Origin of the sequence: Planktothrix rubescens CCAP 1459/22, from assembly GCA_904830895.1 — a bacterium.
In the GTDB taxonomy this organism is placed as follows: domain Bacteria; phylum Cyanobacteriota; class Cyanobacteriia; order Cyanobacteriales; family Microcoleaceae; genus Planktothrix; species Planktothrix agardhii.
Map to the genome: position 1 here is coordinate 4,877,492 of LR882958.1, position 25,210 is coordinate 4,902,701.

25 protein-coding genes are annotated in these 25,210 nt (G+C 38.1%); 12 read left to right on the forward strand and 13 right to left on the reverse strand.

Annotated features, from left to right (window positions below; all coding sequences use genetic code 11):
* Positions 1-16: 16 nt before the first annotated feature.
* From NMG86_RS22100 to NMG86_RS22110, 3 genes are all read right to left on the reverse strand, one after another.
* The gene (locus NMG86_RS22100; RefSeq protein WP_026787713.1) at positions 17-1,258 is read right to left on the reverse strand and encodes a DUF790 family protein; all 1,242 of its coding nucleotides are present in this window, start codon (positions 1,256-1,258) and stop codon (positions 17-19) included.
* Between the two features lie 50 nt (positions 1,259-1,308).
* A complete protein-coding gene (locus tag NMG86_RS22105) occupies positions 1,309-1,782 on the reverse strand; it encodes a hypothetical protein (protein WP_174235996.1) in 474 nt (157 codons plus the stop codon).
* A 78-nt stretch (positions 1,783-1,860) separates the two neighbouring features.
* Positions 1,861-3,384 (reverse strand): DEAD/DEAH box helicase, encoded by a 1,524-nt coding sequence (locus tag NMG86_RS22110; protein ID WP_026796523.1) that lies wholly within the window; start codon positions 3,382-3,384, stop codon positions 1,861-1,863.
* Between the two features lie 156 nt (positions 3,385-3,540).
* Between NMG86_RS22110 and NMG86_RS22115 the strand changes: the two genes are divergently transcribed.
* Positions 3,541-4,203, forward strand: coding sequence for a class I SAM-dependent methyltransferase (locus NMG86_RS22115; protein WP_026787716.1), 663 nt, complete (start codon positions 3,541-3,543; stop codon positions 4,201-4,203).
* A 163-nt stretch (positions 4,204-4,366) separates the two neighbouring features.
* On the forward strand, positions 4,367-5,086 hold the full coding sequence (locus NMG86_RS22120; protein ID WP_026787717.1) for a M15 family metallopeptidase: 720 nt from the start codon (positions 4,367-4,369) through the stop codon (positions 5,084-5,086).
* Positions 5,087-5,098: 12 nt separating this feature from the next.
* Here NMG86_RS22120 and NMG86_RS22125 read toward each other — a convergent pair whose 3' ends face one another.
* Positions 5,099-5,929 (reverse strand): Rpn family recombination-promoting nuclease/putative transposase, encoded by an 831-nt coding sequence (locus NMG86_RS22125; protein ID WP_026787718.1) that lies wholly within the window; start codon positions 5,927-5,929, stop codon positions 5,099-5,101.
* A gap of 5 nt (positions 5,930-5,934) precedes the next feature.
* Positions 5,935-6,381: a hypothetical protein gene (locus NMG86_RS22130; protein WP_026787719.1), complete on the reverse strand. Its 447-nt coding sequence runs from the start codon at positions 6,379-6,381 to the stop codon at positions 5,935-5,937.
* Between the two features lie 238 nt (positions 6,382-6,619).
* On the opposite strand from NMG86_RS22130, the gene NMG86_RS22135 reads away from it, so the two are divergent.
* Together NMG86_RS22135 and NMG86_RS22140 are read left to right on the forward strand one after the other, a co-directional pair.
* Positions 6,620-8,299, forward strand: coding sequence for a glycoside hydrolase family 10-like protein (locus NMG86_RS22135; protein WP_043937749.1), 1,680 nt, complete (start codon positions 6,620-6,622; stop codon positions 8,297-8,299).
* Positions 8,300-8,305: 6 nt separating this feature from the next.
* A complete protein-coding gene (locus NMG86_RS22140) occupies positions 8,306-8,761 on the forward strand; it encodes a GNAT family N-acetyltransferase (protein ID WP_036843496.1) in 456 nt (151 codons plus the stop codon).
* Between the two features lie 136 nt (positions 8,762-8,897).
* Here the strand turns inward: NMG86_RS22140 and NMG86_RS22145 are convergent, their stop codons facing one another.
* On the reverse strand, positions 8,898-11,078 hold the full coding sequence (locus tag NMG86_RS22145) for a lytic transglycosylase domain-containing protein (RefSeq protein WP_026787721.1): 2,181 nt from the start codon (positions 11,076-11,078) through the stop codon (positions 8,898-8,900).
* 257 nt (positions 11,079-11,335) lie between these two features.
* Complete coding sequence (locus NMG86_RS22150) at positions 11,336-12,436, reverse strand: class I SAM-dependent methyltransferase (RefSeq protein ID WP_237747558.1); 1,101 nt, start codon at positions 12,434-12,436, stop codon at positions 11,336-11,338.
* A gap of 137 nt (positions 12,437-12,573) precedes the next feature.
* On the opposite strand from NMG86_RS22150, the gene NMG86_RS22155 reads away from it, so the two are divergent.
* The 3 genes from NMG86_RS22155 (at position 12,574) to NMG86_RS22165 (ending at position 14,464) form a co-directional block, all read left to right on the forward strand.
* Positions 12,574-13,584: a M28 family peptidase gene (locus NMG86_RS22155; RefSeq protein ID WP_026796524.1), complete on the forward strand. Its 1,011-nt coding sequence runs from the start codon at positions 12,574-12,576 to the stop codon at positions 13,582-13,584.
* A 19-nt stretch (positions 13,585-13,603) separates the two neighbouring features.
* The gene (locus tag NMG86_RS22160) at positions 13,604-13,846 is read left to right on the forward strand and encodes a hypothetical protein (RefSeq protein WP_026795468.1); all 243 of its coding nucleotides are present in this window, start codon (positions 13,604-13,606) and stop codon (positions 13,844-13,846) included.
* Between the two features lie 177 nt (positions 13,847-14,023).
* Positions 14,024-14,464, forward strand: coding sequence for a hypothetical protein (locus NMG86_RS22165; RefSeq protein ID WP_042154337.1), 441 nt, complete (start codon positions 14,024-14,026; stop codon positions 14,462-14,464).
* 125 nt (positions 14,465-14,589) lie between these two features.
* On the opposite strand, the gene NMG86_RS22170 is transcribed toward NMG86_RS22165, so the two are convergent.
* On the reverse strand, positions 14,590-14,967 hold the full coding sequence (locus NMG86_RS22170) for a thioredoxin family protein (protein WP_026787725.1): 378 nt from the start codon (positions 14,965-14,967) through the stop codon (positions 14,590-14,592).
* A gap of 48 nt (positions 14,968-15,015) precedes the next feature.
* A complete protein-coding gene (locus tag NMG86_RS22175) occupies positions 15,016-15,729 on the reverse strand; it encodes an NnrU family protein (RefSeq protein ID WP_026787726.1) in 714 nt (237 codons plus the stop codon).
* A gap of 127 nt (positions 15,730-15,856) precedes the next feature.
* Between NMG86_RS22175 and NMG86_RS22180 the strand changes: the two genes are divergently transcribed.
* The 3 genes from NMG86_RS22180 (at position 15,857) to NMG86_RS22190 (ending at position 19,469) form a co-directional block, all read left to right on the forward strand.
* The gene (locus NMG86_RS22180; RefSeq protein WP_026787727.1) at positions 15,857-16,846 is read left to right on the forward strand and encodes a LysR family transcriptional regulator; all 990 of its coding nucleotides are present in this window, start codon (positions 15,857-15,859) and stop codon (positions 16,844-16,846) included.
* A gap of 76 nt (positions 16,847-16,922) precedes the next feature.
* Positions 16,923-17,957, forward strand: a complete 1,035-nt coding sequence (locus NMG86_RS22185) for a LysR family transcriptional regulator (protein ID WP_043939023.1) — start codon at positions 16,923-16,925, stop codon at positions 17,955-17,957.
* Between the two features lie 108 nt (positions 17,958-18,065).
* A complete protein-coding gene (locus NMG86_RS22190) occupies positions 18,066-19,469 on the forward strand; it encodes a serine/threonine-protein kinase (protein ID WP_026796525.1) in 1,404 nt (467 codons plus the stop codon).
* A 48-nt stretch (positions 19,470-19,517) separates the two neighbouring features.
* Here NMG86_RS22190 and NMG86_RS22195 read toward each other — a convergent pair whose 3' ends face one another.
* Positions 19,518-19,955 (reverse strand): hypothetical protein, encoded by a 438-nt coding sequence (locus tag NMG86_RS22195; protein WP_026787729.1) that lies wholly within the window; start codon positions 19,953-19,955, stop codon positions 19,518-19,520.
* Positions 19,942-20,541 carry a competence protein CoiA gene (locus tag NMG86_RS22200; protein ID WP_026787730.1) on the reverse strand — a complete coding sequence of 200 codons (600 nt, stop codon included), beginning with the start codon at positions 20,539-20,541 and terminating at the stop codon, positions 19,942-19,944. The genes NMG86_RS22195 and NMG86_RS22200 overlap by 14 nt, the downstream gene beginning before the upstream one ends.
* A 222-nt stretch (positions 20,542-20,763) precedes the next feature.
* Between NMG86_RS22200 and NMG86_RS22205 the strand changes: the two genes are divergently transcribed.
* Both NMG86_RS22205 and NMG86_RS22210 read left to right on the forward strand, forming a co-directional pair.
* Positions 20,764-21,843, forward strand: a complete 1,080-nt coding sequence (locus tag NMG86_RS22205; RefSeq protein ID WP_026796526.1) for a PstS family phosphate ABC transporter substrate-binding protein — start codon at positions 20,764-20,766, stop codon at positions 21,841-21,843.
* Positions 21,844-21,942: 99 nt separating this feature from the next.
* Positions 21,943-23,367: an ABC transporter substrate-binding protein gene (locus NMG86_RS22210; RefSeq protein WP_026796527.1), complete on the forward strand. Its 1,425-nt coding sequence runs from the start codon at positions 21,943-21,945 to the stop codon at positions 23,365-23,367.
* Positions 23,368-23,406: 39 nt separating this feature from the next.
* Here NMG86_RS22210 and NMG86_RS22215 read toward each other — a convergent pair whose 3' ends face one another.
* Positions 23,407-23,964 carry a Uma2 family endonuclease gene (locus NMG86_RS22215; protein WP_026796528.1) on the reverse strand — a complete coding sequence of 186 codons (558 nt, stop codon included), beginning with the start codon at positions 23,962-23,964 and terminating at the stop codon, positions 23,407-23,409.
* 149 nt (positions 23,965-24,113) lie between these two features.
* Positions 24,114-25,073 (reverse strand): protochlorophyllide reductase, encoded by a 960-nt coding sequence (locus tag NMG86_RS22220; protein ID WP_026787734.1) that lies wholly within the window; start codon positions 25,071-25,073, stop codon positions 24,114-24,116.
* Positions 25,074-25,210: the final 137 nt, after the last annotated feature.

Below are 25,210 nucleotides of genomic sequence, written 5' to 3' on the forward strand. Positions count from 1 at the left end.
CTCTCATTAATTATAGCTAATTTTTGTTAAAATTGTCAACCTGATTTTCTAAAATTTCTAATACCGCCTTCGGAGATAATTTATCCTTAAACCAAACCACAGGAACCGGGAGACGATTAATATTAATTCCGGCATTTTCTAAATTCAATCGTTCAGAAATTGCTAATATTAAATAGTCACAGCCAGAAGATTGAACTTGATAAAACTTTTTCTGTAAATATTCCGGTCGCCAATAACCAATAATCTCTAATAAAAACATTCTACCATCGGGATGAACTAAGCGAAAATCAGGAATCATTACACTCCCTGGAATTGGAATTAAATCGACTTCCCGTTCTAATTTCCACTCGGTTTTCAAGGTATTCCAGCGCTCGGCAAAAGATTGTTCAATCATACTATCATAGGGTTTACCGGGGGGATAATGACTGACTAAACCGCAATCATAATTCAAACTAAAATAACCAGTTTTTATCACCCGAGTATAGGGATCACGTTGTTGTAATTTAGCTTTTAAACTCCATTTGGTAACATGAAGTAAGGCGGGAATCATTTTAGCTAAAGATAAACCATAGCGGGTACTGGCTTTAAATAAACTGGTTGGGCCATCAATAGTTAAAGTAAAACCGTGATCTGCATCTCCTTCAATATAAGTCATTAATTGGAATAATTTTAAATAGCGAAATAAGAGTTTATATTCCCCTGGATCATTCCGATAGGCGTTAATAATAATTTGACTCGCTTGATAGAAAATTCCCTGAACTTGAGATAAATTATACCGATGTAATAATGCTTCTGGAGTGGGAGAATCTAATTGGGTTAAAATCCGATTTTCCTGTAAATCTGCATAAAGACCCGATAAAATTTGATGGGGTAAAACCTCTCGATTTAAGTCTTGACTTAGTTGAGTTGCTAACTGTTCTAAGGTCTGTTCTGTTGCGTCTAAACTCGGTATTGTTTTCGCGGATAATGTAAATACTTTTTGTCGTAATTCCACAGGTTCTAGGGGACTAACTATCTCAAAAGTACAAAAACCACTTCTTAATAAATGGGCTAATCCTCTTTTTAACCGATAGTCGGGACTATCTCCTTCAAATTCCTGTAAGCGTTTATTTAATTCCCCTTGGGTTTTATTCACAGATTCTTCAAAACATTGAATCACATCCGTTGCTAAATTGATATGTTTGGGATCGATTTTTAGCCGCAGGGGAATTACTGTTTCTCCCTGTTGTTTATAACTTAAAAGTTCAGAAGGTAGCATCAGAAATTCCAACTCATAAATTTAGGGTAAAACTGAAATTTTACTAACTTTTATTCAGCAATTTTTTGTTCTATAATTACCATAAATCCTCTAAATTTCCCAGTTTCGGGATGAAAACTTTGGGTAGTTCTAATTCGTTCGGAGGGACTAATCAGATTGATAGTTTCAACGGCTCTTAATTTACCTGTTGTTTTATCCCAAACCCTGAAAATAATTAAATCATCATCTCGTTCTGTTGCTATAGATTTATAATTAACAAAAGCCGAATCTGAACCTTCAATTAAGACTTCCCCTTCTCCGATAACCGTACCAATGAAATTTCGAGTTTCTGATTGACCATTACTATAGGTTTGAACATTTGTTTGCACCCACTGATTCTCAACAATATTTTGGGTTACAACCGCCGTAAATCGAGTTTTTTCTTGCCCATTTTCATCGAAAATTATCCAGTTTCCTTGCCAAGTTCCTATATGTTTAGGAAAAATGCTAAAGTCTTTTAATAAAGGCAGGTTGGTCAAATTCATTACTTTTTTCCTCTGAGATAAGCAAACTATACGAATAATTACTAATTATATCACACCTTAAAATTATTGCCTATATTTTTATTCGGATTCTTCTTGATTATTCCATATTTCTGAAGATTCTGCAACTCGTTTACCTGGAAAATTCTGAACACCATATAAAGGTTTAGGTTGAAATATATCCAACTGCTGATAATCAGATTTAGGCACTTTTTTGGGCGGTTGAGGTTGAGATTTTGTTTCACCTTTGCGACGTTGGGATGTGCGCTCTTCGCTGGTATCTTCCGTAACTACTTCATACAAAATCGCCTGTTTATTGGGGGTATTTCCTTTGCGTAAAACTCGTCCCAACCGTTGAATATATTCCCGTTCTGAACCTGTCCCTGATAAAATAATTGCTATCTTAGCATCGGGAACATCGACTCCTTCATTTAAAACATGGGATGCAACTAGGGTTTTATAGTCTCCTGCTCGGAATTTAGTTAAGATTTCATGGCGTTCTTTTACGGGGGTTTGATGGGTAATAGCTGGAATTAAAAAACTTTGAGAAATTTTATAAACCGTTGAATTATCGGCGGTAAAAATTAGGGTTTTTTCGAGATAATGTTGACTCAATAAATCTGCTAATATCCTCAATTTTCCGTTAGTACATAATGATATTTCCTTAGCTTGTCGGTGGGCTAACATTGCCCTTCTTCCTAAAGGCGATCGCGCACTTAACATCACAAATTGTTTCCAACCGTCTAAACTCGATAATTTAATATTATTCTCTTTGATAAACTCATTTCTGACTTTCATTTGTTCTTGATAAGTCTCTCTTTCCTTGGGAGAAAGTTTAACTAAAATTTGTACAACTCGATGATTTGCTAATGCCGATCCCGCTAAATCTTCCGGGGTTTTCCGATAAACCGTAGACCCAATTAACAACGATAAATCACTATGTCTACCATCTGAACGTTCAGGAGTTGCTGTTAGCCCTAAACGATAAGGGGCGAGGGAATATTCCGCAATAACTCGATAAAAGTCCGTGGGTAAATGATGACATTCATCAAAAATTAACAGTCCATATTTATTTCCCAATGTCTCAGAATTAATCGTTGCACTATCATAAGTTGCTACTAAAATCGGGGTTCTATCCTTCGATCCTCCTCCCAATAATCCAATTTCAATATCAGGAAAAGCCGCTAATAAATGGGCATACCATTGGTGCATTAAATCCAAGGTTGGCACAATAATTAAGCTACTATATCCTGTCTCTTGCATCGCTAATTGAGCTAAATAGGTTTTCCCTGAAGCTGTTGGTAAAACCACCACTCCTTGACTTCCTGCCGCTTGCCAAGCTGCTAATGCTTCCTGTTGATGAAGATAGGGGGGCATTTCAAAACTGGGAGTTAATTCTAGTCGGTTAAAATTATGAGCTTGATCAATAAAATCTACTTGATTTTTGCGTAAAGTTTCTACTAAATTGCGATAATAAAAAGCGGGACTTCTAAATTTTTCTACCCGATCATCCCAGGTCACAAAATCAATCCAACTTTTTCCCTTTGGGGGAGGATGTAATAAAAGTGTACCCCGATCAAAGGATAATGTAGGCGTGCGAGGCATGGGTTTCTATGGTATTTTTAATAGCGATTTTGAATCAAGATATCTTTGACTTATTAATCAATATTAGAATAATTATACCCATTGGATCAAAATTAGTATACAATTCTTAATATTCAGATTGACAGACCCATAGCATCTATCAGGATCAATAGAATTATGTTACTCCAACGCCATGAACGGATTAAATTAGATGAAACAGAGGACTCACTATTTTACTCGTTTCCTCGCTTTGTAACCCACGTTGATCAAGGGTTTATTGGTCAATTAACAACTCTGTATCAAAAGCATCTTAAACCCCAAACTCGGATTTTAGATTTAATGAGTAGTTGGGTATCTCACCTTCCCCCTGAAATTCAATTTTCCCATGTCGAAGGACATGGAATGAATGAAGAAGAATTAACTAAAAATTCTCAACTTGATCATTATTTTATTCAAGACTTAAACCAAAATCTCAAACTTCCCCTATCTGATCAAGATTTTGATGCGGTTTTAATTTGTGTTTCTATCCAATATTTACAATATCCTGAAGCAATTTTATCCGAAATTCATCGAATTTTAAAACCCGGTGGAATTACCATTATTAGCTTTTCTAATCGAATGTTTTATCAAAAAGCGATCTCCGCCTGGCGAGAAGCAACAGAACCTGATAGAATTGAATTAGTCAAAGGCTATATTAATTCCGTTAAAATTAATAATTTACCCGGATTTAATAGCCCCAAAGTTATTGCTAGTCAATCTAAAACCCCCCTATTTATGCAAATGTTAGGAATGGGAGGAAGCGACCCATTTTATGCTTTAATTGCATCCCGACAATCTTAACCGTAGTGAGCCCTTCAGGGCTCTCTCTAAACCTCTAAGCCCCGTAGTTGTAGTGAGCCCTTCAGGGCTCTCTCTAAACCTCTAAGCCCCGTAGTGAGCCCTTCAGGGCTCTCTCTAAACCTCTAAGCCCTGAAGGGCTTACTACTTAGAATTAACAAATATTATGAAACCTTATCAACAAATTCCGATTCAAGAATGTGGCGAACCTTTAGTTAATATACCCCTGGAAAAATTTGTAGTAGAAACTCCCCATGCTTATCAAAAATTAGGAGCGCCTTATCATTTTTCTTCGGTAGATTCTCCCTATTATTTAAGACAAGGTGTTTTAGAACGTCTGCTCGAAGCACAACTACAATTACAGAATAATTATCCTAGTTGGAAGATATTGATTTTTGACGCCTATCGTCCCGTAGAAGTGCAACAATTTATGGTAAATTATTCATACAACCAACTATTAGAAGAACGGGGATTAACACCAGATAATCTTTCAGCAGAACAACACCAATCTATATTAACAGAAGTTGATCAATTTTGGGCGGCTCCGAGCTTAGATCCCGCCACTCCTCCCCCCCATAGTACGGGTGCGGCTTTGGATATTACTTTAGTTGATTATATGGGGAAAATATTAAATATGGGTTCGGAAATTGATCAGATTTCTCCTCGATCCTATCCTAATTATTTTGAGCATAGTTCTGATCAAATAGAGAAAGAATATCATCAAAATCGTCTGATTTTATCCCAAATTATGCTATTAACAGGATTTCAACAACATCCGAATGAATGGTGGCATTTTTCCCTGGGTGATCAACTTTGGGCGTGGTTAATAAATCAACAAAATCCAGAGGAAAATGCGATCGCAAAATACGGTCGATATTCCTCTTAATTCTTGAAAAAATTAGGATCTTAAGTTTTGAATTTCTGCTAAACTTAACCCGGTTGTGCGACTAATAGTTTGATCATCTAAAATATTCAAAAGTTGACGAGCAATTTCTATCGCTTTTTCTTGTCTAGCTTCATTTTCTGCAAAACTAATTGCATTTCTTTGATCTTGTAAAAACAGTTCTACTTTTTCAACTTCATCGAGTTCCTCACGGGTTAAATTAGTTTGATTAGCAATTTGAAAAGCCCGTTGAATTTGAGGGACAGTTTCTAAGGTTTCAGGAACAGTTTCTAAGATTCTAGCACTTTGCATAAAATAAATCCATTTATCCGTTAAAGTTTCTAATTGTTCTAAGGATTTTTGAAATTTAGGTAATTCCACAAATACTAACTCTAATTCATTCTCAGAATAATTAAAATTTTGATTTTTTTCTTTAAAAATAAAGTGAGAAATCCCAGAATTCGTATTTTCAAATTGGATAAAATCCGTAATTGTTAAAGCAATCACAGGTTTTAAAAACCGATAGCCTTGTCCCACATCTAATTGCAGAGAATAGGTCTTAGCTGCATTATATAAGACTCGTTTGGTAAAGGCTTCTACATTAATCACCTGCATCTCAATAATGACAATTTCACCTGTATTTAGTTGAGCTTTAACGTCTAAATAAGTATCTTTTAATCCGGTAACTTTGGGCGCAAGGTAAGGATCAATAATCTCTAAATCCTGAATAACTAGCTCAGAATTATAAACCATTGCATTCAGAAAACTGATTAAAATATCCTTACTTTCCGAAGAACCAAATATTTTTTTAAAGGCAAAATCAGTTTTGGGATTGATAAAACGCATAGCTTTTATTTCCTTTTTAACATATCGAAATAATCACCATTAATTGGGGCAATATATTTCAAATTAGCCCGAACATAACAGACTCCAGAATTTAATCGAGGCCCATAAGGATGAATACTTTCTACTTTTAACCAAGATTGACCATTTTTAAGTACAATAGCATCACCTTTTCCATCATTAGAAAACAGGGCTGTCATCATTGCGCCCGACTCTAAGCGAGCCTTAACCGTTCCTTCGGGAGTATTGCGACAGTTCAAATATTCAGGATCGACAACTAACCAGTTAATATTATTATAAAGTCCTCGATTTCCTTGAACTTTTGCTGTGATAAAATCTCCTTTCATATTGGGTTTGGGGACTTCGGCCATTTGAGCCATGGCTAGACCTGTCACCAAGGTCAGGGCGGTAATCGAGGTGGTAATTCCAGAAAACAGGATAGAAATGAGTTTCATAATTTAGCTCTAAACCTCTAAACAAGGATTGAAAAAATATGGACAAGTTGACATTTTTTAAAGATTGTAACTTATCCTACTTTGGTGTACAATTCATACTGCTATTATATTCTTTCTGAATCAAATTAGAGGCAAAGTTAATAGATCGTATCGTTTTGTTCAAAAATATTAACAATTAAACGGAAATCTTTAACGAATGTCTAACTAATTTTATCAATTTTTACCCCTTTTAAACGCTATGGTAAACTTTACAGATATCACAAATCATTGGGCGAAAAACAGTATTGAAACTCTGGCAAATAAAGGTATCATCAGTGGCTATCGAGATGGAACTTTTAAGCCCGATGCTACCTTAACTCGTGCTGAGTTTGCCACCATGCTAATTAAAGCCTTTCCCCAACTTTTAGACATTCGAGAAACCATCCAATTTAAGGATGTTTCGGCTGATTTTTGGGCTCATAGTGTGATTCAAAAAACCTATAGTACGGGGTTTATGAGTGGCTATGAAGACCAAAGTTTTAAACCCCAACAAAATATTCCTAGAGTACAAGCATTAGTCGCTTTAGTTAAGGGGTTAAATTATGAACCCAGTCAGTCTATTATTAAAACCCTAAATCAAAGTTTAAATGATGCTAAAGATGTTCCTAATTATGCTAAAAATGCGATCACGGCAGCGATTGAATTTGGGTTAGTGGTTAATTATCCAGAGGTGAAACTTTTAAACCCTAATAAACCCGCAACTCGCGCCGAAGTCGCTGTGTTTTTCTGTCAAGCATTGCGCCAAGTTGAGGAGCCCTTAACTATTGCTGAACAGTATATTGTTAAACCGCCAATTATTCCCGTTCCTAGGGGTGAATTAAGGGGAGTTTGGTTAACAAATATTGATAGTGATGTTTTGTTCTCTAAAAATACCTTAACTAATGCTATTAATTTATTAGCAGAATATAATTTTAATACCATTTATCCTACCATTTGGAATAACGGTTATACCCTTTATCCAAGTGTTTTAATGGAACGGTTTACCGGAACCAAAATATATCCGATTCCTGAATTAAAAGATCGAGATATCCTCAAGGAAATGATTCCCTTAGCCAAAGAAAAAAAGATTAGTGTGATTCCTTGGTTTGAATATGGATTTATGGTTCCCCCGGATTCTCAAATTGCCCAACTGCGTCCCCATTGGATTACCTGTCGTCAAGATGGTACAAAAGTATATAAAGAAAGTCAAGTTAATCAATTTTGGTTAAATCCCTTCCATCCTCAAGTACAACAGTTTCTTTTAGGTTTAATCATTGAAGTCGTCAAAACCTATGATGTTGATGGTATTCAATTTGATGATCATTTTGGTTTACCTGTCGATTTAGGCTATGATGAATTTACAATCCAATTATATCGGAAAGAAACGGGAAATCCCCAACCCCCCACAGACTTTCAAGATGTAAATTGGGTAAGTTGGAGAGCGAAAAAGATCACAGAATTTGTGAATAGAGTTTTCTGGGTGATCAAAGATTATAAACCGAATTGTATTCTTTCTTTATCCCCAAATCCCTATCTTTTTGCCTATTCTCAGTTTTTACAAGATTGGAAAACCTGGGAACAAGAAGGCTATTTAGAAGAATTAGTTTTACAAGTATATCGGGATGATATCAATGGATTTTTAGCGGATTTAAAACGTCCTGAACTTTTGGAAGCAAAAAGCCATATTCCTGTTAGTATTGGTATTTTAACCGGGTTAAGAATTAAACCGATGTCTTTTGTTAATGTCAAAGAACAAATTCAACTGACTCGCGATCGCCAATTCGCCGGAACCACATTTTTCTTCTATGAAACCTGGAAACAAATGATGGAATTAGAAACCCAAAAAGTTGAATTTAAAACCCTATTTTCCCAGGTTTTAGAACGTCCACAATTTGTCTAAACATGAATGAAAATAATTACTATCCGTCCTTATTTAGAAACAGATTGGTCGGCTATTTGTCAGGTGCATGATCGCTCCCAACCCGATGAATTTAAAGGGTCTTGTGATTTAAGGGCGATGAGACCTCTGGAACAAAATCCCAATGTTCATCATATTTGCTATACTTACGATAAATTCGTAGCCTGTAAAGGCAAAAAAGTTGTCGCTTTTGTTGCCCTAGATTCTCACTGTATTGCTTTATTATATGTTGATCCAGATTATCAAAATCAAGGCATTGGTAAACGGTTGTTAGACTTAGCTTTAAAACTAATTGGTTCTCCTATTTATACAATTGTAATGGCAGGAAATCAACGGGCGATCGCATTTTATAAAAAAGCCGGATTTCAAGAAATTGGCACTTTTAACAGCAATATTTCCGGTTATCCCTGTCAATTTATTCGTTTAGTTTGTTCAACAAATTAGGTTTTTAATAAGAGGATTACGGAGATTAACACAGATTAAAATCTGAACACGGATTAAACGGATTACGCAGATTAACACAGATTAAAATCCGTGAAATCCGTGAAATCCTCTTAAATCCGTGATCCCTATTCCCTAATTAATTTTTGTAATTCTTGGCATGATCTTCCATTAATTGGGCAACATCTGGGTTATAAATTCTGAGATAATTCCAATAATTCTCAAATACGGATTTCACATAATCTTGAGTTTCAGGATAGGGAATTTTAACCACAAATTCATCGGGGTCTTGAAATCCAAAGCGCTGTAACCAACCCGAAACAGCCCCCGGCCCAGCATTATAACTAGCTACTGCTAACATCGAATTATTGTTATATTCTCGATGGGTAAAATCCAGATAATAGGTTCCTAAATTGATGTTATCATTGACATTATCCAAGGCATAATCCGTCAATTTAATTTGTTTAGCCACATCCGCCCCCGTTTCCGGCATCACCTGCATTAATCCAGTAGCTCCAACAACGGATTTAATCCCCGGCATAAACCGCGATTCTTGACGAATTAATGCTGTTACTAATACCGGATTTAGTTGCCGTTCTTTTGACCAATTAACAATAGTTTCTAAGTAGGGAAATGGATATAATGCTTCCCAATAAGCAGGTTTTTGTTTAATTTCTAAATATTGCGATCGCTCTTGGGGATCATCTCGACGATTTAAACTTGATAACATCCAAATCCCCTCTAAATTATCCCCAATTCCCATCCGCATTAAACCATCGGTATATTGTTCGGCAACCGAAGGCTGTTTAATATTTTTAAACTCCGTTTGCCATAGTTTCCAAGCCTCTTGATTTTGTCCTAACGCATACAGTTCTTGTAAAGTTTCAGAACCAGCCGGAGGCACTTCTCTAATATCAGGATGTTCAACATGGGGAGATAGGGGTCTAACGGTGGTAAAATCCCCCACAGGCCATCCTAAATGCACCGCCGAACGCCAAGCATAATAGGAAGAAGGATAACGAACAATTAAATATTCAAAGGCTTTTTTTGCCTCTTGAGAATTGCCATTTTTTTCCGCCCATTTCCCTACCCAAAATGTCGCTTCTGGGGCAAATTCACTGTCAGGATTCTTCGTTGAAACTTGTTTTGCCCAGTCGGATGCTGATTTTAAATCCCCGGCTTTTAAGGCTTGTTGGGCGAGTTCCCAACGCAATTGGGCAGCGGCTTCAGAATCACTATATTTACTGAGTAATTGTTGACGAGTTTGGGAGGATAATTTTTCCGATCCCATTTTATCTAAGAGTTTAGATTTATCTAATAAAGCCTCGGCTGCATGGCGGGGAAATTTAGCAATCACTTGATCTAAATAAACTAAAGCATCTTTTTGATCGGAAAGCCGTGATAAACGTAATAAACCAAATCCTGCATCTTCTCCTTGAGGATCTATTTCCTGGGGAAAGGTATTAATTAATTGTTTATAGGCAATTCGAGACTCAGGAATTTTATCATTTAACCATAATCCTCTCGCCTGACGGTAAAGATTTTTAGGGGTTTTGGTAGCTTTAGAATAGGCAATAGCCGCCTTCCCATAATCCTGTTTTTCCCAATAGCCAAATGCCACAATTTCCCATTGTTCTGGGGTGAGTTGATTTCCGAATTTGGCTTTTAATTGTTCTAAATAGGTTCCATAGTCTTTTAAAGATAATCCATGGTTTGCAATTAAGAATAATAATTCCGGTTGATTTGGATTTTGTTTTAGGCGAGTTTCAGCAATTTCTATAGTTCTGGGATGACTGGGAAATTTGGCGATCGCCTGATCCCAATATTCAGGATTTGTTTTTCCTAATGTATATAATGCTTCGACTACAACGGGTTGATCACCATAGTTTGTTAACAATTCCTGCCAAGTTTTTTCGGCTTTTTCCACATCTCCAATTTTTTCATAAGCCCGCGCCCGTTTGACTAAAATATGACCTCCTAATATGGGATAATCCTGCTCTAATCCTTTTAATAATTTAATCGCTGTTTCGGGATTTTCAGCTAAAGTATCACTAGCTAATAAATATCGTGCTCGACTTCTTTCTAAAGAGGGATTTCGGTCTTGGGCGATCGCTTCTAATTCCGTTTGACGTTCAGAAACTGGGGATAAAGCCAATCGTAATACTTTCGACTCAGGGATTTGTTGATCAACCGAATAACTTTGTTCAACGGACTGTTTCCATCCCTGAAAGACCGCCATCGGAAAGAACACACCCACTAACAAAGCCCCAGATGCGATCGCGGGCAAAATCCAAATTTTAGAGATTTTTCGCTTAATCATAATAAGTAGTTACACAAAATAAATTACCTAGTTGAGAGAGGGAACACCGGAAAAGCCCCCCCGAACCACCCGTGCACGGGGGGCTAGGGGGGAAGGGAACAGAGTGGAGGATGTGTAATTAATTTTGTTTAGGTACTTAGATGTTTAGAAACAGAAAATTACGAATTACGAATTACAGAATAATTAAGATAATTCGTAATTTCTAATTCGTAATTCGTCATTATGAGGAAGCATGATCTTCCCCTCAAACTCAAACTTTATTTATTTACCCGACATAATAACCAACGCAAGGACATCGGGGGTTTTTGGATCGGAACTACATCTCGACCCTGTGACCAATGTTCAAACCAACCCGTTGGCGGCCAGGATTCCGGGGGGAGGTGAGCGCGTTCATACTCATACACCGACTCATTGGAAATCAATTGTAGCGGTAAACCCTGGAGCAAGGAATTCATCTCACCTGGGGTAATCACATAAGACCATTGAATTTGACCCATTTCTCGAATTTTATCATCCGGCTCGAAATCGGCATCGGTGATAAACGTACTGAATAAAATTAAACCCCCGGCCGCCACCGCATCACAGACTTTGCTTAACAGGGTTTGGACATCATCCAAGTTGCGAAAATGGGAAATCACTTCTGCAATTAACCCTAACCGATAATAATTAGCCGGAAGGACTAAAGCCGGGTTGAGAATATTACTTTGGATTACCCGAATTGGTAAACTGGCGTCTTTGGCTTCCTTGGCGATAATTTGGGCAAAGTCTGGGGTGAGTTCCACCGCATCCACCGGATGTCCTTTGCGGGCTAAAGGTAAGGTATTACGGCCCACCCCCGCCCCCACATCTAAAATCGGAGTTCGGGCTGGGTCAGGAAATTCGGACACCACGGCCATTAATTTAGTATCGGGATGGGCTCCGAACAATGGCCCCTCGCGGGTGGTTAACCAGCGTTGATATTTGTTTTCTAAAGAGGCGACTTCGGTGGTTACGGTTAGTTTTAAACCACTGGTTAAGCCTTGAGTGGGTTCGGGAGGTTCATATCTAAAGATTAAACGGGCATGGGGTGAAGCCTGATATCCTTCATGCAGTTTGCGTTCGACAAGTTGACGTAACCCATTCATTTCCTCCGGGGTAAAGTTCTGTCCCAACGCCGCCAGCAGAGCGTTAAACTGAGTCATATATTCATCGATCAAAGCTGGCGCACAAGGGAGAACCAGTTGTCCCCGGGCTGAAGTGAGTCGTTTCACTTTCAGTAAAAGTGCTTTTTCAATCAGATTTTGATCATTCACGGCCATCGATTGATTTACTGTCTCCACCAATGCAATATCCTCTAAATGCTGTATACTGAGTCGCACTGTTATTCTAATTTACAACAATAACATGGGAGATTGAAAACAAGTGGGGTTTGCGCCTAACCAATAAAAACTGATCAACTCTGACACTGATAACCGATAACTAATAACTTATTAAGAGAATTTGGAGGTTAACAAACGTGCAATTGATCACGAAAGCTGCTCTCATCCGCCTGGGGATTTTGTTAGCAGGTTTAATGTTTTTTCTAATAGCGATCGGCTCTTTAATGATATCCATGCCGGGAAAAAGTTATTCAGGACAGTTACCCCCATTGACCCCCTCTCAAGAACAGGTATCGCAGCAGTTAAACCGATATATTAAAATAATTGCCGATGATATTGGTGAACATAATTATATTTTTTATAATCAGTTGATTCAAGTAGAAAATTTTTTAAATGAACGGTTGAGTCAGGCTGGTTATGCCGTAAAAACTCAAGAGTATTCCGTTGATGGAAAGGTTTTTCGCAACTTAGAAATAGAAATTAGAGGGACTGAAAAACCCGATGAAATTGTGATTGTTGGTGCTCATTATGATTCAGTTGTTGGTTCTCCAGGAGCTAATGATAATGGAACCGGAGCCGTTGCTATCTTGGCTTTAGCCGAAAAATTTGCTACCCTTAAACCGAAACGAACTTTAAGGTTTGTGGAATTTGTCAATGAAGAACCTCCTTTTTTCTGGTCAGAAAATATGGGAAGTTGGGTTTATGCCCAACGCTGCAAAGAACGCCAGGAAAATATTGTAGCAATGCTCAGTTTAGAAACGATGGGCTTTTACTCTCAAGCCTCGAATAGTCAACAATATCCGGTAAATATTTTAAAATTAATTTATCCCAACCAAGGCAATTTTATCAGTTTTATTGGCAATATTAGCTCTCGATCCTTAATCCATCAAGCGATCGGAAAATTTCGCAATTCGGCTCAATTTCCCTCCCAAGGCGTGAGTTTACCTAATTTTATTCCCGGGGTAGGGTGGTCAGATCATTGGTCATTTTGGCAAGCTGGCTATCCCGCTTTGATGGTTACAGATACTGCCCCCTTTCGCTATCCCTATTATCATACTCAGCAGGATACTCCCGAACACATTGACTATTATGCCTTAACCCTTGTGATATCTGGATTAGAGTCTGTCATTCAAGATTTAATCGAGTAATCTAGCAGATCCGCAAATATTGATTATAGATTTTTCCCAACCCTATAAGACACAAGATTTTGAAGCGTCTGGGATGTATGCAGCTATGCCCCGGGATATATTGCTGGTGGTGGGAGATGAAATTATTGAAGCTCCGATGGCATGGCGATCGCGTTTTTTTGAATACCGTGCCTATCGTTCTTTAGTTAAGGAGTATTTTCAACAAGGAGCCAAGTGGACAACAGCCCCGAAACCTTTGATGTCAGACGGGATGGACAACTAGAAGAATACGGGTTTTCTGATCGCTTGAACACTTAACCTTTGGAATCTTAACAAATTATCATCTTTCAACCGATCGGCAAAAGTATAACGTTTGATTACAATTACCCAATCCGGTATACTGTGATCCAGTTAAGATCGAACCACAAAATTTACTAAAATTCGGGAAGGTTGCAAATCAATGGACGAAATCAATAAACAACTAAGCGATCTAGGATTTTCTCCAGAGGAAATTTCTAAACAACTGGTGTCAATGGGAATTTCTCTTGACGAAATCGCTAAAAAGTTTGCCTCTCTCAGCTTGCCTGGCATCCTCCTGGCAGCTACATTTACCACATTTGGTGGTACAGGACTGATAGTTACTCTCGCCACCGCTTTGTCTGGCTCAATTGGTGTGATTGGAGATGGTTTAACCGGCTATGGAATCGAGATCATTCTTGCCACCTTTTATGTAGAGCGGAGCAAAACTGAAATTTTAGACAATTTGCTCAAAGAAATTGATATTTTGCCGGTTACAGACTCTTTGAAACTTAAGATAAAAAGCCAACTCAGTCAGGAAAAAGCTCCAGACAATAATATTATTGATACTCCACCAATAATTACTATTGTTGTCGAAGACTGAATCAAAAATACACCCCCATCCCCTACTTGCAAACTTCAAGAAAAACAGGAATAACCTTTTAACCCTGAAAAAAAGCATTCCCAAGCTCTAGCTTGGGAATCGAAAAAAATTAATCTCGGAGTCCGTCAAACTTCTAAGGGTAAAACTTCTTGAGCTTGACGGATTTTTCGATAATTCAGATCACTAACCATAAAACTATCAAGGCGACGTCGTAAATCTTCTCGACCTTGAAAATGTTCGAGCCGATATAAAATTTGACCTCGATCAAAAATAATTAATGTTGGTAAAGTTTGGAGGCGATAGGTATTCGCTAACTTTAAACTTTGATCTGCATTCACACCAACCACTTTAATTGTGCCTCGCCAGTCCTGCTGGAATTGACAAAGTTGAGGCGTAATCAGCTTACACAGTCCACACCAAGGCGCCCAAAAATGTACTAAAACCGGAGAAGAAGATTTCAGAACTTCTTGAGTAAACATCTGCTCATTGACTGACAATAGCATCATTTCTCAAATTTTATTAATCACTGTTTTTATATCCTTGAGATTATGCTACCAGTCTATGTTACCTGTTGCACGCATTAATAAGGGATGAATTTCCCAGAGTAACAGGATAAAAATACTGACTCCTAAATAAGACCATCGGAAAAACTCTTTTAATTCAAGGGTTTGGCGACCTTGGGCGATCGCTAAAAATGGAATTACTGAGGTGCGAGATCTCACGGTTTCAAAGGATTTGCCATAACGGGCCAACAAACGGCGATCGCCATGCCAAACGGCAAATAAGTGATGCAAGATCAACCCCAGGGAGGTTAACAGGGTGAAACTTGTCCCCAACCATAAGCTATGACCCACACACCAAATTACTTGACCCACCATTTGCGGATGTCTGGTAATGCGGATAATTCCGGTTTCATAGAGATGGACTTCCGGTTTTTGAATAGCCGCAATTTCTAACAAATTAAACGTGGCTGGATAGAGAAAAACAAATGAAATTGCTGATAAAATCCAAACCATGGGTTTAACAATAACCCGATCCTGTACCATCCAAAGTTGTAATCCATCGTAACGATGATTAAAAAAGTAGATAATCAAAACCGTGGCGAAGGGGATACTCACCAAAGCAAATAAAACTCGATAAGCCCTCGCCCCAATTTTTGATTCTCCCCAGGGTCGTAGGGCTGCTAACCCACTATGGGCGATCGCAAACCCTAAAATTAAACCCAACATCACAAAATGGCTAGATGTTAGCCAATACTCAGACATTTTGACCTTTTCTCCATTAATAATAAACTTAATTTCAATTACCCTTCATGGTTGCAGTATGCTGAAAGAACTTGATCCCCCATCCTAAAAGTCATCACGCTTCCTTATTTTACCGAGGTTGAGGAATATGTCTGACGTTCCATTTACTTTAGATCAGTTACGCATCCTGAAAGCGATCGCGGCTGAAGGTAGCTTCAAACGTGCTGCTGATAGTCTTTATGTCTCCCAACCCGCCGTTAGTCTTCAGGTACAAAACCTGGAACGACAGTTGGATGTGCCACTATTTGACCGAGGGGGACGCCGTGCCCAACTAACCGAAGCCGGTCATTTGCTCCTGAATTATGGGGATAAAATTTTGTCCCTGTGCCAAGAAACTTGCCGCGCCATTGAAGATTTACAAAATTTGCGGGGAGGAACTTTAATTATTGGGGCGTCTCAAACCACCGGGACGTATATGTTACCACGGATGATCGGGTTATTTCGAGAAAAATACCCCGATGTTTCGGTACAGTTGCACGTTCATTCGACCCGGCGCACCGCTTGGAGTGTGGTGAATGGACAAATTGACTTAGCCATTATCGGGGGGGAAATTGCCCCTGAATTGATGTCAGCTTTAGAAATTGTTCCCTATGCGGAGGATGAACTGGCGTTAATTGTTCCCACGTCCCATGAATTTGCCCAGCGAGAAACCATTCTCAAAGAGAATTTATACTCTTTAAAATTTATTAGTTTGGATTCTCAATCAACCATTCGGAAAGTCATTGATCAAGTTTTAACCCGTTGTGGTATTGATACCACCCATCTGCAATTAGAAATGGAACTCAGTTCGATTGAAGCGATAAAAAATGCAGTTCAATCGGGGTTGGGAGTCGCGTTTGTTTCTATATCTGCCATTGAAAAAGAGTTACAAATGGGGGTAATCAAACGGGTTAAAATTGATCAGGTAATTGTCAAACGGACATTATCAGTGATTTATAATCCGAATCGCTATCGATCCAAGGCAGCCGAGGCATTTACTAATGAAATTTTACCCAAGTTTGCCAGCCCCGATTTTAACAAACATAGTATAGATGTTCAATACCCAACTGAATATACGGCTTTACCTTTATCAGATTGATTTCACTGGGTTGTTTTTTACCCTTTCTGACTGATTTTTGATTCTATTTTTGTTCAATTCTTTACCCACTCTCACAATGACAGATGTTCCTTTTACTTTAGATCAATTACGCATTCTCAAAGCGATCGCGGCTGAGGGAAGTTTTAAGCGGGCGGCGGATAGTTTATATGTTTCCCAGCCCGCTATTAGTTTACAAGTCCAAAATTTAGAACGACAGTTAAATGTTCCTTTATTTGATCGAGGAGGACGCAGAGCTAAATTAACAGAAGCTGGACATCTTTTATTAAATTATGGCGAAAAAATCTTGAGTTTATGTCAGGAAACCTGCCGCGCTATTGAGGATTTACAAAATCTGCAAGGGGGAACTTTAATTGTCGGGGCTTCTCAAACTACCGGAACCTATTTACTCCCTCGAATGATTGGTTTATTTCGAGAAAAATATCCCGATGTCGCGGTGCAACTGCACGTTCATTCGACTCGACGCACCGCTTGGAGTGTGGCAAATGGACAAATTGACTTAGCTATTGTTGGGGGGGAAGTGCCGCCGGAATTGCAAGATGCTTTGACAATTCAACCCTATATTGAAGATGAATTAGCCTTAATTATTCCACCTTCCCATCCCTTTGCCAAATTAGACAAAATTCAAAAAGAAGACTTATATCAACTGGAATTTATTGCCTTGGATTCTCAGTCTACTATTCGCAAAGTCATTGATCAGGTTTTAACCAGAGCCGAGATTGATCCACGCTGTTTAAAAGTTGAAATGGAGTTAAATTCTATTGAAGCGATTAAAAATACGGTACAAGCCGGATTAGGGGCTGCTTTTGTTTCGACTTCAGCCATTGAAAAAGAATTAGAAATGAAAGTTTTACACCGTATGGTGATTGAAGATATTGTGGTTAAACGAATGCTTTCAGTCATTGTTAACCACCATCGCTATCAGTCCAAGGCATCTGAGGCTTTTATTCGAGATATCTTACCCTTGTTTACGGCTCAAAATTGGACATTAAACACCCATAATTTTTCCTCAAATTCTTCTAAAAAATTGATTAACATTGAGACGTTTGTTTCTCCTACGGATTTTGAAGAAACTCAAGAATTAGAACCTTGAACTCGCAAAGATCAAGTAGGTGATGAGTTGATATCGTGGGAATTTTCTTAATCCTAAACTTTCAAGACCATGAAACTCAAATTTTAATTTTTTATTGGCAGTAACACTATGAAAATTTACTGTACTCGTCCAGGTTGTTTGGGGGCTGATCGCAATAATTTTACCGATTTAGAGGATCAAATGACCCTCAAAACCGTACAGCAAAAATTCTGTACTACCTGCGGAATGCCTTTAATTTTAGATGGTCGTTATCTCCCCGAACTATTATTAGGACAAGGGGGATTTGGTACGGCCTATTTAGCTAAAGATCGGCGTTCTCCGACTCTTAAATCCTGTGTAGTTAAACAATTTAAACCCTCATCGGATTTAAACCCTCAACAATTAGCAACGGCCCAGATTTTATTTGAAAGAGAAGCTCATGTTTTGGAACAATTAGGCAATAAACATCCCCAAATTCCTGATTTATTTGCCTATTTTCCTTTAGAAGCTCCCCCATGGCGAACCTCAAAATCGGAAAGTTTTTTTTATATTGTTCAAGAGTATATTAATGGAGAGAATTTAGAAGCTGAACTAAATTCAAAAGGAGAATTTTCAGAAGCAGAAGTTAGGGAAGTTCTCCAAGAAGTGCTAAAAATTTTAGAATTTGTTCATGATCATGATGTGATTCACCGCGATATTAAACCCTCTAATATTATGCGCGATCGCCAAGGAATTTTACATTTATTAGATTTTGGGGCAGTTAAACAAGTCACCCAAAATCCCGCCGGAACATCGACCGGAATTTATTCTTTAGGGTTTGCACCTCCTGAACAAATGCGAGGTCATACCGTGTTTCTTTCCACGGATTTATATGCGTTGGCGGTGACTTGTATTGTATTATTAACAGCAAAAGATCCTCAAGATTTATTTGATAGTTATAGTAATCAATGGAACTGGAAACAATTTGTTAGGGTTTCCGATGAATTAGCTGATGTTTTAGATAAAATGTTATTATCGACACCGAGCGATCGCTTTGGTTCGGCTACTCAAGTTTTAACCGCCTTAAACCCTCCCCAAATTATACCAATTCCCCAACCTCCTCCAATTCCTTCTCCTGCTATTTCTCCTGCTATTTCTCCTCCTGTAACTCCGGTTCAACCTTTAACAACAACTCGTTCTTTTTCTACCTTAGAATTGTTATCGAATGCCGCCTTTATTGGGTTTGAAGTTGGAGTTTTCGCCAGTTTGGGATTTGCTATATTTAAAGTATTTAATTTCAACCCTATTGTTTTATTAATTATCGGTTTAGTCGGAGTCACGGGATTAATATTTGCCCTGTATCACCGTTGGATCGAAGCCGGATTAGATTCTATCATTATCCCCTTAATTTCCATAGGAGTTTTATATTTTATCTTATTAAAATTAAACTTTTATATCATGTTAACCACAGTCCCTTTAATTCTGGCTGTATTTAGCGTAGCTGTAACTACTTTATTCCGCTTAATTTATCTCCTACTTAAACGATTTTTATAAAAAATTTACCCGTAAGAGCGGATTCGTATTAATAGGGAAAGAATCGAATTAGGATGTTTTTTTCCCCGCAGCTATGCGCTTTGCTCGTTCTTTCATAGCTTGATAACCTTCCGGTGGAAAAGCTTGCAAAGGTCTATTTTTATAAAACCATAACTCACTTATAAATTCTGCATTTTCTGTCAGACTCCATTGCTCTGTTGTTCTATTCTTTTGAATGATTTTTTCTTGATTAAATCGCCCTAAGTAACCAGCAATGCTTTTTTTGCCAGATTCATTTAGGCATAAACCTCTGTGTATTTGTTTAATTGTAATTTTATCCCAGCAAGTAATTGTCCGTAATAAAGCAACTCTAAGCAATGGAAGACGATGACCTATACCATTGACTCCATTATTTGAGTAGTCGAGAAATTTAAAAATATCCGAACAACTCTGTGAGTAATATTGATTTTCAATTTGACCAGTTAAGATGACTTTATGAGGATTCACTCGACCATAAATTAATATTCTGGCTGTCTTTTTCGAGTTTAATAAAGAAACAGTTTCCAAAGTATTCTTCACACCAAGTGATATTTGGAATACTGTTTGCTTTTCCTCCGAGAAACCAGAGGACATCGGCTCCGACACTTGCATAATCTTTTGTCCTTTGTTCTAATAATTCTGGTGTGATGGCTGCTAACTGACACTCGTAAACCAATACCCATCCGCTAGGAAAAACGGCTGCTACATCGGCGATTCTACCATGTTCTCCTGCTTCTGGGATAGGATACTCGATAATAACTTCTACATCCGATTGTTCAGATAGCTCGGCTTTTAAATATTCAGCTAAAGCTAATTTTCCCGCAAAGTGTTCAACACTTTCTGGGTGATACCCCATTTTTGTAGAACATTCCGTGGCATGAACAAAATGTAAAGCGGAATACTTGGAAATTCCGCCTCTGCCAAATAACTCAGTTTTACAGAAAGGGCAAACTAATTCACCCCTTTTAAATTCTTTTCTGATTTGACTAGAATCTTGAAAGTCTGTTGCAAGAAGCCGTTTGCCTGATGGAGTATGTAATGCTGTTAATGGCATCTGTTGTACATCGATTAACCTTTTTGATTAAGCTAACCCTTTAATTAGTTTAGTAAGATTTTATCAAAAAAATAATCCTGAAGCAACCGGATTTTTAAGTCTCCCGAAATAATCACAAGGAACAAATAATTAAGGGAAACAGAATTGATCGCAGAACCCGACCCTATAATCCTACAAAAATGCTAAAATTTTCCTGAACATGAAAAACCCTCAAGAGGAGTTATGGCTCAAAAAAATGACACTACAACTTTAATCCTAGCCTTACTAATTACCGGAGGATTAATTAGTGGCGGAATTTGGTGGTTTACTCGCAATATGAATTTGTCAACATTCTTAAATTCTAATCCCTCTCCCTCTAGTTCAATTCCACCTAAACCCGCCCCAATTCCACCTAACTCTGTACCTCCAACCTCCACAAAAGATTTTAAAACCTTTGCTGAAGTTCCTAATGTTCCGAATGGAGTCTTTACCTATGGTGGGAGTACCACTTTTGCACCTATTCGTCAAGGAATTAACCCAGAAATTCAGAATGTTTTTCCTCAATTTCAGTTACGATATTTTCAAAATCCTAGTCAATCTCCAGGTTCAGGAAGTGGGATTAAAATGTTAATTGATAATCAAATTACCTTTGCTGAATCTTCCCGATCTTTACAGGAATCAGACTATCAACAAGCCAGACAAAGGGGATTAAATTTAATTGAACTTCCTATTGCTATTGATGGGATTGTAGTTGCAGTTAATCCTAACTTAAATATTCAAGGATTAACTGTTAATGAATTAAAACAAATTTATACAGGTAAAATCACTAATTGGAGTCAACTCGGCGGGGAAAATATTCCCATTGTTGCCTATTCTCGCACTCAGGAAGCCGGAACAACAGAATTTTTTATTACAAATGTATTAGGAGGAGAGAGTTTTGCAGAGACGGTAAAATTTATTCCTACTACCACAGAAGCCCTAAGAGCGATCGCCAATAACCCTGGGGGAATTTATTATGCTTCTGCCCCAGAAGTGGTCGAACAATGTACGATTAAACCTATCGCCATTGGTTTAACCTCTGATGCCTTAATTCAACCCTATAAAAATCCCTTAATTCCCCCGGAAAATTGTCCTCAACAACGGAATCAAATTGATCATATTGTGTTTAAAAATGGAGCCTATCCTCTCACCAGACGTTTATTTATTATTGTTAAGCAAAATAATCAAACTGAACAACAAGCTGGGGAAGCATACACTCAACTTTTATTGACTTCTCAAGGTCAAGATTTAATTGAAAAATTGGGATTTATTAGAATCCGTTAAATTTTCTAAGCTGGGTATGTTTCTGTCTGTTAACTTAGATTAGAGGTTAATCCCAGAAAAAAATGTTAAAATAGAACCTAAGCATCAATTTATAATCCGATGTCTCAAAAAAATGAATCTCTAATTTTATTTTTAGCCCTGCTAATTACAGGGAGCTTATTAGGGGCGGGTTATTTTTTATTTTTCGTATTTCCTCCTAAACCCCTATTGAATACGAATAACCCCTCTGGAACTTTACCCCCAACGTCCTCACCTAATATTGCGGTTGGGTCTATCGAAACTCGAATTAGTCAAGGGGAAAAAGTTTTAATTGCTTCAGGAAATTTAGCTCTCAAGCAGGCGGGAGTTGCGGCTTTAGCGTCTCGTCAATATCAGAATGCTGTTGAACAATTTAACGCCGCATTACAACAAAATAAAAATGATCCTGAAGCATTAGTTTATAGAAATAATGCTCAGATTTTGCAAAATAATCAACCCTTTTATACTATAGCAGTCTCAATTCCCATTGGAACTTCTGTTAATACCGCCCAGGAGATTTTAAGGGGAGTTGCTCAAGCTCAAATGGAAGTCAATCAAGGGGGAGGAATTGCAGGAAAATCATTAAATGTGATTATTGTCAATGATGATAATAGTCCTGAAGTTGCTAAAGAAGTTGCTCAAAAATTAGTCAATAATTCAGAAGTTTTAGGAGTAGTTGGTCATTTTGGGAGTAATACCACCGAAGCCGCAGCACCGATTTATGAAGCAGGGAAATTAGTCTTAATTTCTCCTACAAGTACATCAACAAATATTTCTAATGCGGGAGACTTTATTTTTAGAACTGTTCCTAGTGATCGCTTTGCTGGAAGTAGTTTATCTCGATATTTACTAAATAAGTTAAACTTAAAAAAAGCGGTAATATTTTTTAATAGTGCTAATCAATATAGTAATTCCCTACAAACAGAATTTACCACTGCTTTAAGTGGAGATGGGGGCGAAATAGTCAGTATTTTTGATATTGCAAAACCTGATTTTAACCCGCTTCAATCCCTAGAACAAGCCCGCCAACAGGGAGCAGAAGTAATTGTATTAACTCCCGATTCTTCTACTATTGAACAGGCGTTACAAGTGGTGAGAATTAATCGGAGACAGTTACCTTTATTGGGCGGGGATAGTTTATATCGACCGGAAACATTGAAGGTTGGAAGTGATGCGTTGGGGATGGTAATTGCAATTCCTTGGCATATTTTAGCTAATCCTAATTCGGCTTTTGCTCAAACAGCAAATCAACTCTGGGGAGCGAGTGTTAACTGGCGTACCGCCACCGCCTATGATGCTACAAAAGCCTTGGTTGCTGCTATTACTAAAAACCCTACCCGAACCGGGGTTCAACAAGCACTTTCCGCCCCAGATTTTACTCCCCAAGGTGCAACGGGTGTGATTAGATTTTTACCATCGGGCGATCGCAATCAACCCTTACAATTAGTTACAATTGAACCCGGAAATACTTCGGGATTGGGTTATGATTTTGTTCCAGTTCCTTGATTTTATTGTTTTTATTGATTTTAAATGCTTAGGCAGTTGTCAAAAAATCTGATTAATGTTAATATTAAATTCAGGAAAAGCAGCTAAAGTTAAGGTTTGTTCTACTGTAAAAAACTGAATAGATTGATAACCGTTGGCGGTGGGAGTGCGATACACGCGGACAATATTTTGATTCAGGTCAATTAACCAAACTTCCTGAATATCACTCTGACAATAGAGAGGAATTTTTACCTGTTGGTCAAAATCAATTGTTGTATCTGAGACTTCTATTAATAATATAATATCTGAGGGTTGTGGATGTCTTTCTTCATAAAAATCTGGACGAGGTTGCAGTAGAACTAAATCGGGTTGAGGTTGTGATAAATTATTTAATTGAATCGGGTTTTGAACACTGATCAGAATTCGATCACCCAATATTTGATAAAATAAATGGTTACAGCGATTAACACAAGCCGCATGACGTTTTCCAATTGGTGACATTTTAATAATTTCTCCTGCTACTAATTCATTATTTTCATCGGCTTTAAAAACCCCAACTTCTCCCATTTTCTGATAGTCTTCAACGGTAAAACATCTTTTTAAAACTTGGATTGACATTTTAACCTCCTTGTTTATTAATATAATTATAATCTATAGCAATCCTAAATGAATTGTATAGCAGGGAACAGCCCCCCAAACCCCCCGTGCACGGTGGGCTAGGGGGGGAAGGGGAGGGGTTCTATTTACCAACAATTAAAAGCGTTTTATTAGTAAGCTAATCCCACCAACCTAGCACTTAAATCCCACATTTTTTTGCCTTTTTCATCATCACTGGCTTGAGGAGAAACCTTCTGCACAAAAGACTGGCGATCTTTCTTCTGACGATTTCCCCAACTCCAATACATTCCAGACTGTTTATATTCAGGATCAGCCACCACCATTGCGACGCGATCGCCCGATAATTCCTCCGTGACAAATCCCCCGGTAATATATTTTTGAAATAGGGGAAAAATCTTTTGAAATAGGGGATAATGGTTGCGGAATAAAGCCGTTGTTGCCACACAACCCGGATAAAGAGAAGTAAAAGTAATCCCCGTGGAATCATGGTAACGGCGATGTAATTCTCGCATCGTTAACACATTACAAACCTTACTATCTTTATAGGCTTTAACAGGTTCAAATTGTTTGCCATTAATCATCGTAATCGGATCTTTGAAACCTTCCGCAAAACCTTCGAGATTTCCTAAATCTGGACGCGGGGGAATTTTACCTCCTAACTCGTCGGGGTTGTGAGTAACTGTTCCTAAAATCACCATTCTGCGATCAGCAAAAGTTGATCTTTTCATATCTTCTAACATCACATTGCAGAGGTAAAAATGGTTTAAATGGTTGGTCGCCATCGTTAATTCATAGCCCTCTGGACTCCATAAAGGCTCCTTAATTAAGGGCATATAAATCGCCGCATTACAGACCAAGGCATCCAGGGAGCGACCCAAAGACCGGAAATTAGCAACAAACTGTTTTACACTGGCTAAAGATCCTAAATCTATGGGAAGAATGGTATAGCTGTCCTTGGACATTCCCACGGATTGGGCCGCCCGTTCGGTTTTGGCTAAATCCCGACAGGCCATCACCACATACCAACCCTTTTCGGCCAAGGCTCTAGCGGCTTGCAAACCAACGCCCGAAGACGCTCCCGTAATCACAACTGTTGCTTGATTTGCCATGAAATTCTAACTCAATTTACTATTGTTGACTCTTTCTAGGATCTCATGTTTTACCACACTGGTCACTATTGTAGTGAGTCCTTCAGGACTCAGAGTTAGATAGCCCTAAAGGGCTTACTACAAAACTCGTAGTGAGT

Excerpts from the sequence above, each read along its gene's own strand:
- NMG86_RS22100 (WP_026787713.1), bottom strand. The coding sequence starts at position 1,258 with ATGCTACCTTCTGAACTTTTAAGTTATAAACAACAGGGAGAAACAGTA.
- NMG86_RS22105 (WP_174235996.1), bottom strand. The coding sequence starts at position 1,782 with ATGAATTTGACCAACCTGCCTTTATTAAAAGACTTTAGCATTTTTCCT.
- NMG86_RS22110 (WP_026796523.1), bottom strand. The coding sequence starts at position 3,384 with ATGCCTCGCACGCCTACATTATCCTTTGATCGGGGTACACTTTTATTA.
- NMG86_RS22115 (WP_026787716.1), top strand. The coding sequence starts at position 3,541 with ATGTTACTCCAACGCCATGAACGGATTAAATTAGATGAAACAGAGGAC.
- NMG86_RS22120 (WP_026787717.1), top strand. The coding sequence starts at position 4,367 with ATGAAACCTTATCAACAAATTCCGATTCAAGAATGTGGCGAACCTTTA.
- NMG86_RS22125 (WP_026787718.1), bottom strand. The coding sequence starts at position 5,929 with ATGCGTTTTATCAATCCCAAAACTGATTTTGCCTTTAAAAAAATATTT.
- NMG86_RS22130 (WP_026787719.1), bottom strand. The coding sequence starts at position 6,381 with ATGAAACTCATTTCTATCCTGTTTTCTGGAATTACCACCTCGATTACC.
- NMG86_RS22135 (WP_043937749.1), top strand. The coding sequence starts at position 6,620 with ATGGTAAACTTTACAGATATCACAAATCATTGGGCGAAAAACAGTATT.
- NMG86_RS22140 (WP_036843496.1), top strand. The coding sequence starts at position 8,306 with ATGAAAATAATTACTATCCGTCCTTATTTAGAAACAGATTGGTCGGCT.
- NMG86_RS22145 (WP_026787721.1), bottom strand. The coding sequence starts at position 11,078 with ATGATTAAGCGAAAAATCTCTAAAATTTGGATTTTGCCCGCGATCGCA.
- NMG86_RS22165 (WP_042154337.1), top strand. The coding sequence starts at position 14,024 with ATGGACGAAATCAATAAACAACTAAGCGATCTAGGATTTTCTCCAGAG.
- NMG86_RS22170 (WP_026787725.1), bottom strand. The coding sequence starts at position 14,967 with ATGCTATTGTCAGTCAATGAGCAGATGTTTACTCAAGAAGTTCTGAAA.
- NMG86_RS22175 (WP_026787726.1), bottom strand. The coding sequence starts at position 15,729 with ATGTCTGAGTATTGGCTAACATCTAGCCATTTTGTGATGTTGGGTTTA.
- NMG86_RS22180 (WP_026787727.1), top strand. The coding sequence starts at position 15,857 with ATGTCTGACGTTCCATTTACTTTAGATCAGTTACGCATCCTGAAAGCG.
- NMG86_RS22185 (WP_043939023.1), top strand. The coding sequence starts at position 16,923 with ATGACAGATGTTCCTTTTACTTTAGATCAATTACGCATTCTCAAAGCG.
- NMG86_RS22190 (WP_026796525.1), top strand. The coding sequence starts at position 18,066 with ATGAAAATTTACTGTACTCGTCCAGGTTGTTTGGGGGCTGATCGCAAT.
- NMG86_RS22200 (WP_026787730.1), bottom strand. The coding sequence starts at position 20,541 with ATGCCATTAACAGCATTACATACTCCATCAGGCAAACGGCTTCTTGCA.
- NMG86_RS22205 (WP_026796526.1), top strand. The coding sequence starts at position 20,764 with ATGGCTCAAAAAAATGACACTACAACTTTAATCCTAGCCTTACTAATT.
- NMG86_RS22210 (WP_026796527.1), top strand. The coding sequence starts at position 21,943 with ATGTCTCAAAAAAATGAATCTCTAATTTTATTTTTAGCCCTGCTAATT.
- NMG86_RS22215 (WP_026796528.1), bottom strand. The coding sequence starts at position 23,964 with ATGTCAATCCAAGTTTTAAAAAGATGTTTTACCGTTGAAGACTATCAG.
- NMG86_RS22220 (WP_026787734.1), bottom strand. The coding sequence starts at position 25,073 with ATGGCAAATCAAGCAACAGTTGTGATTACGGGAGCGTCTTCGGGCGTT.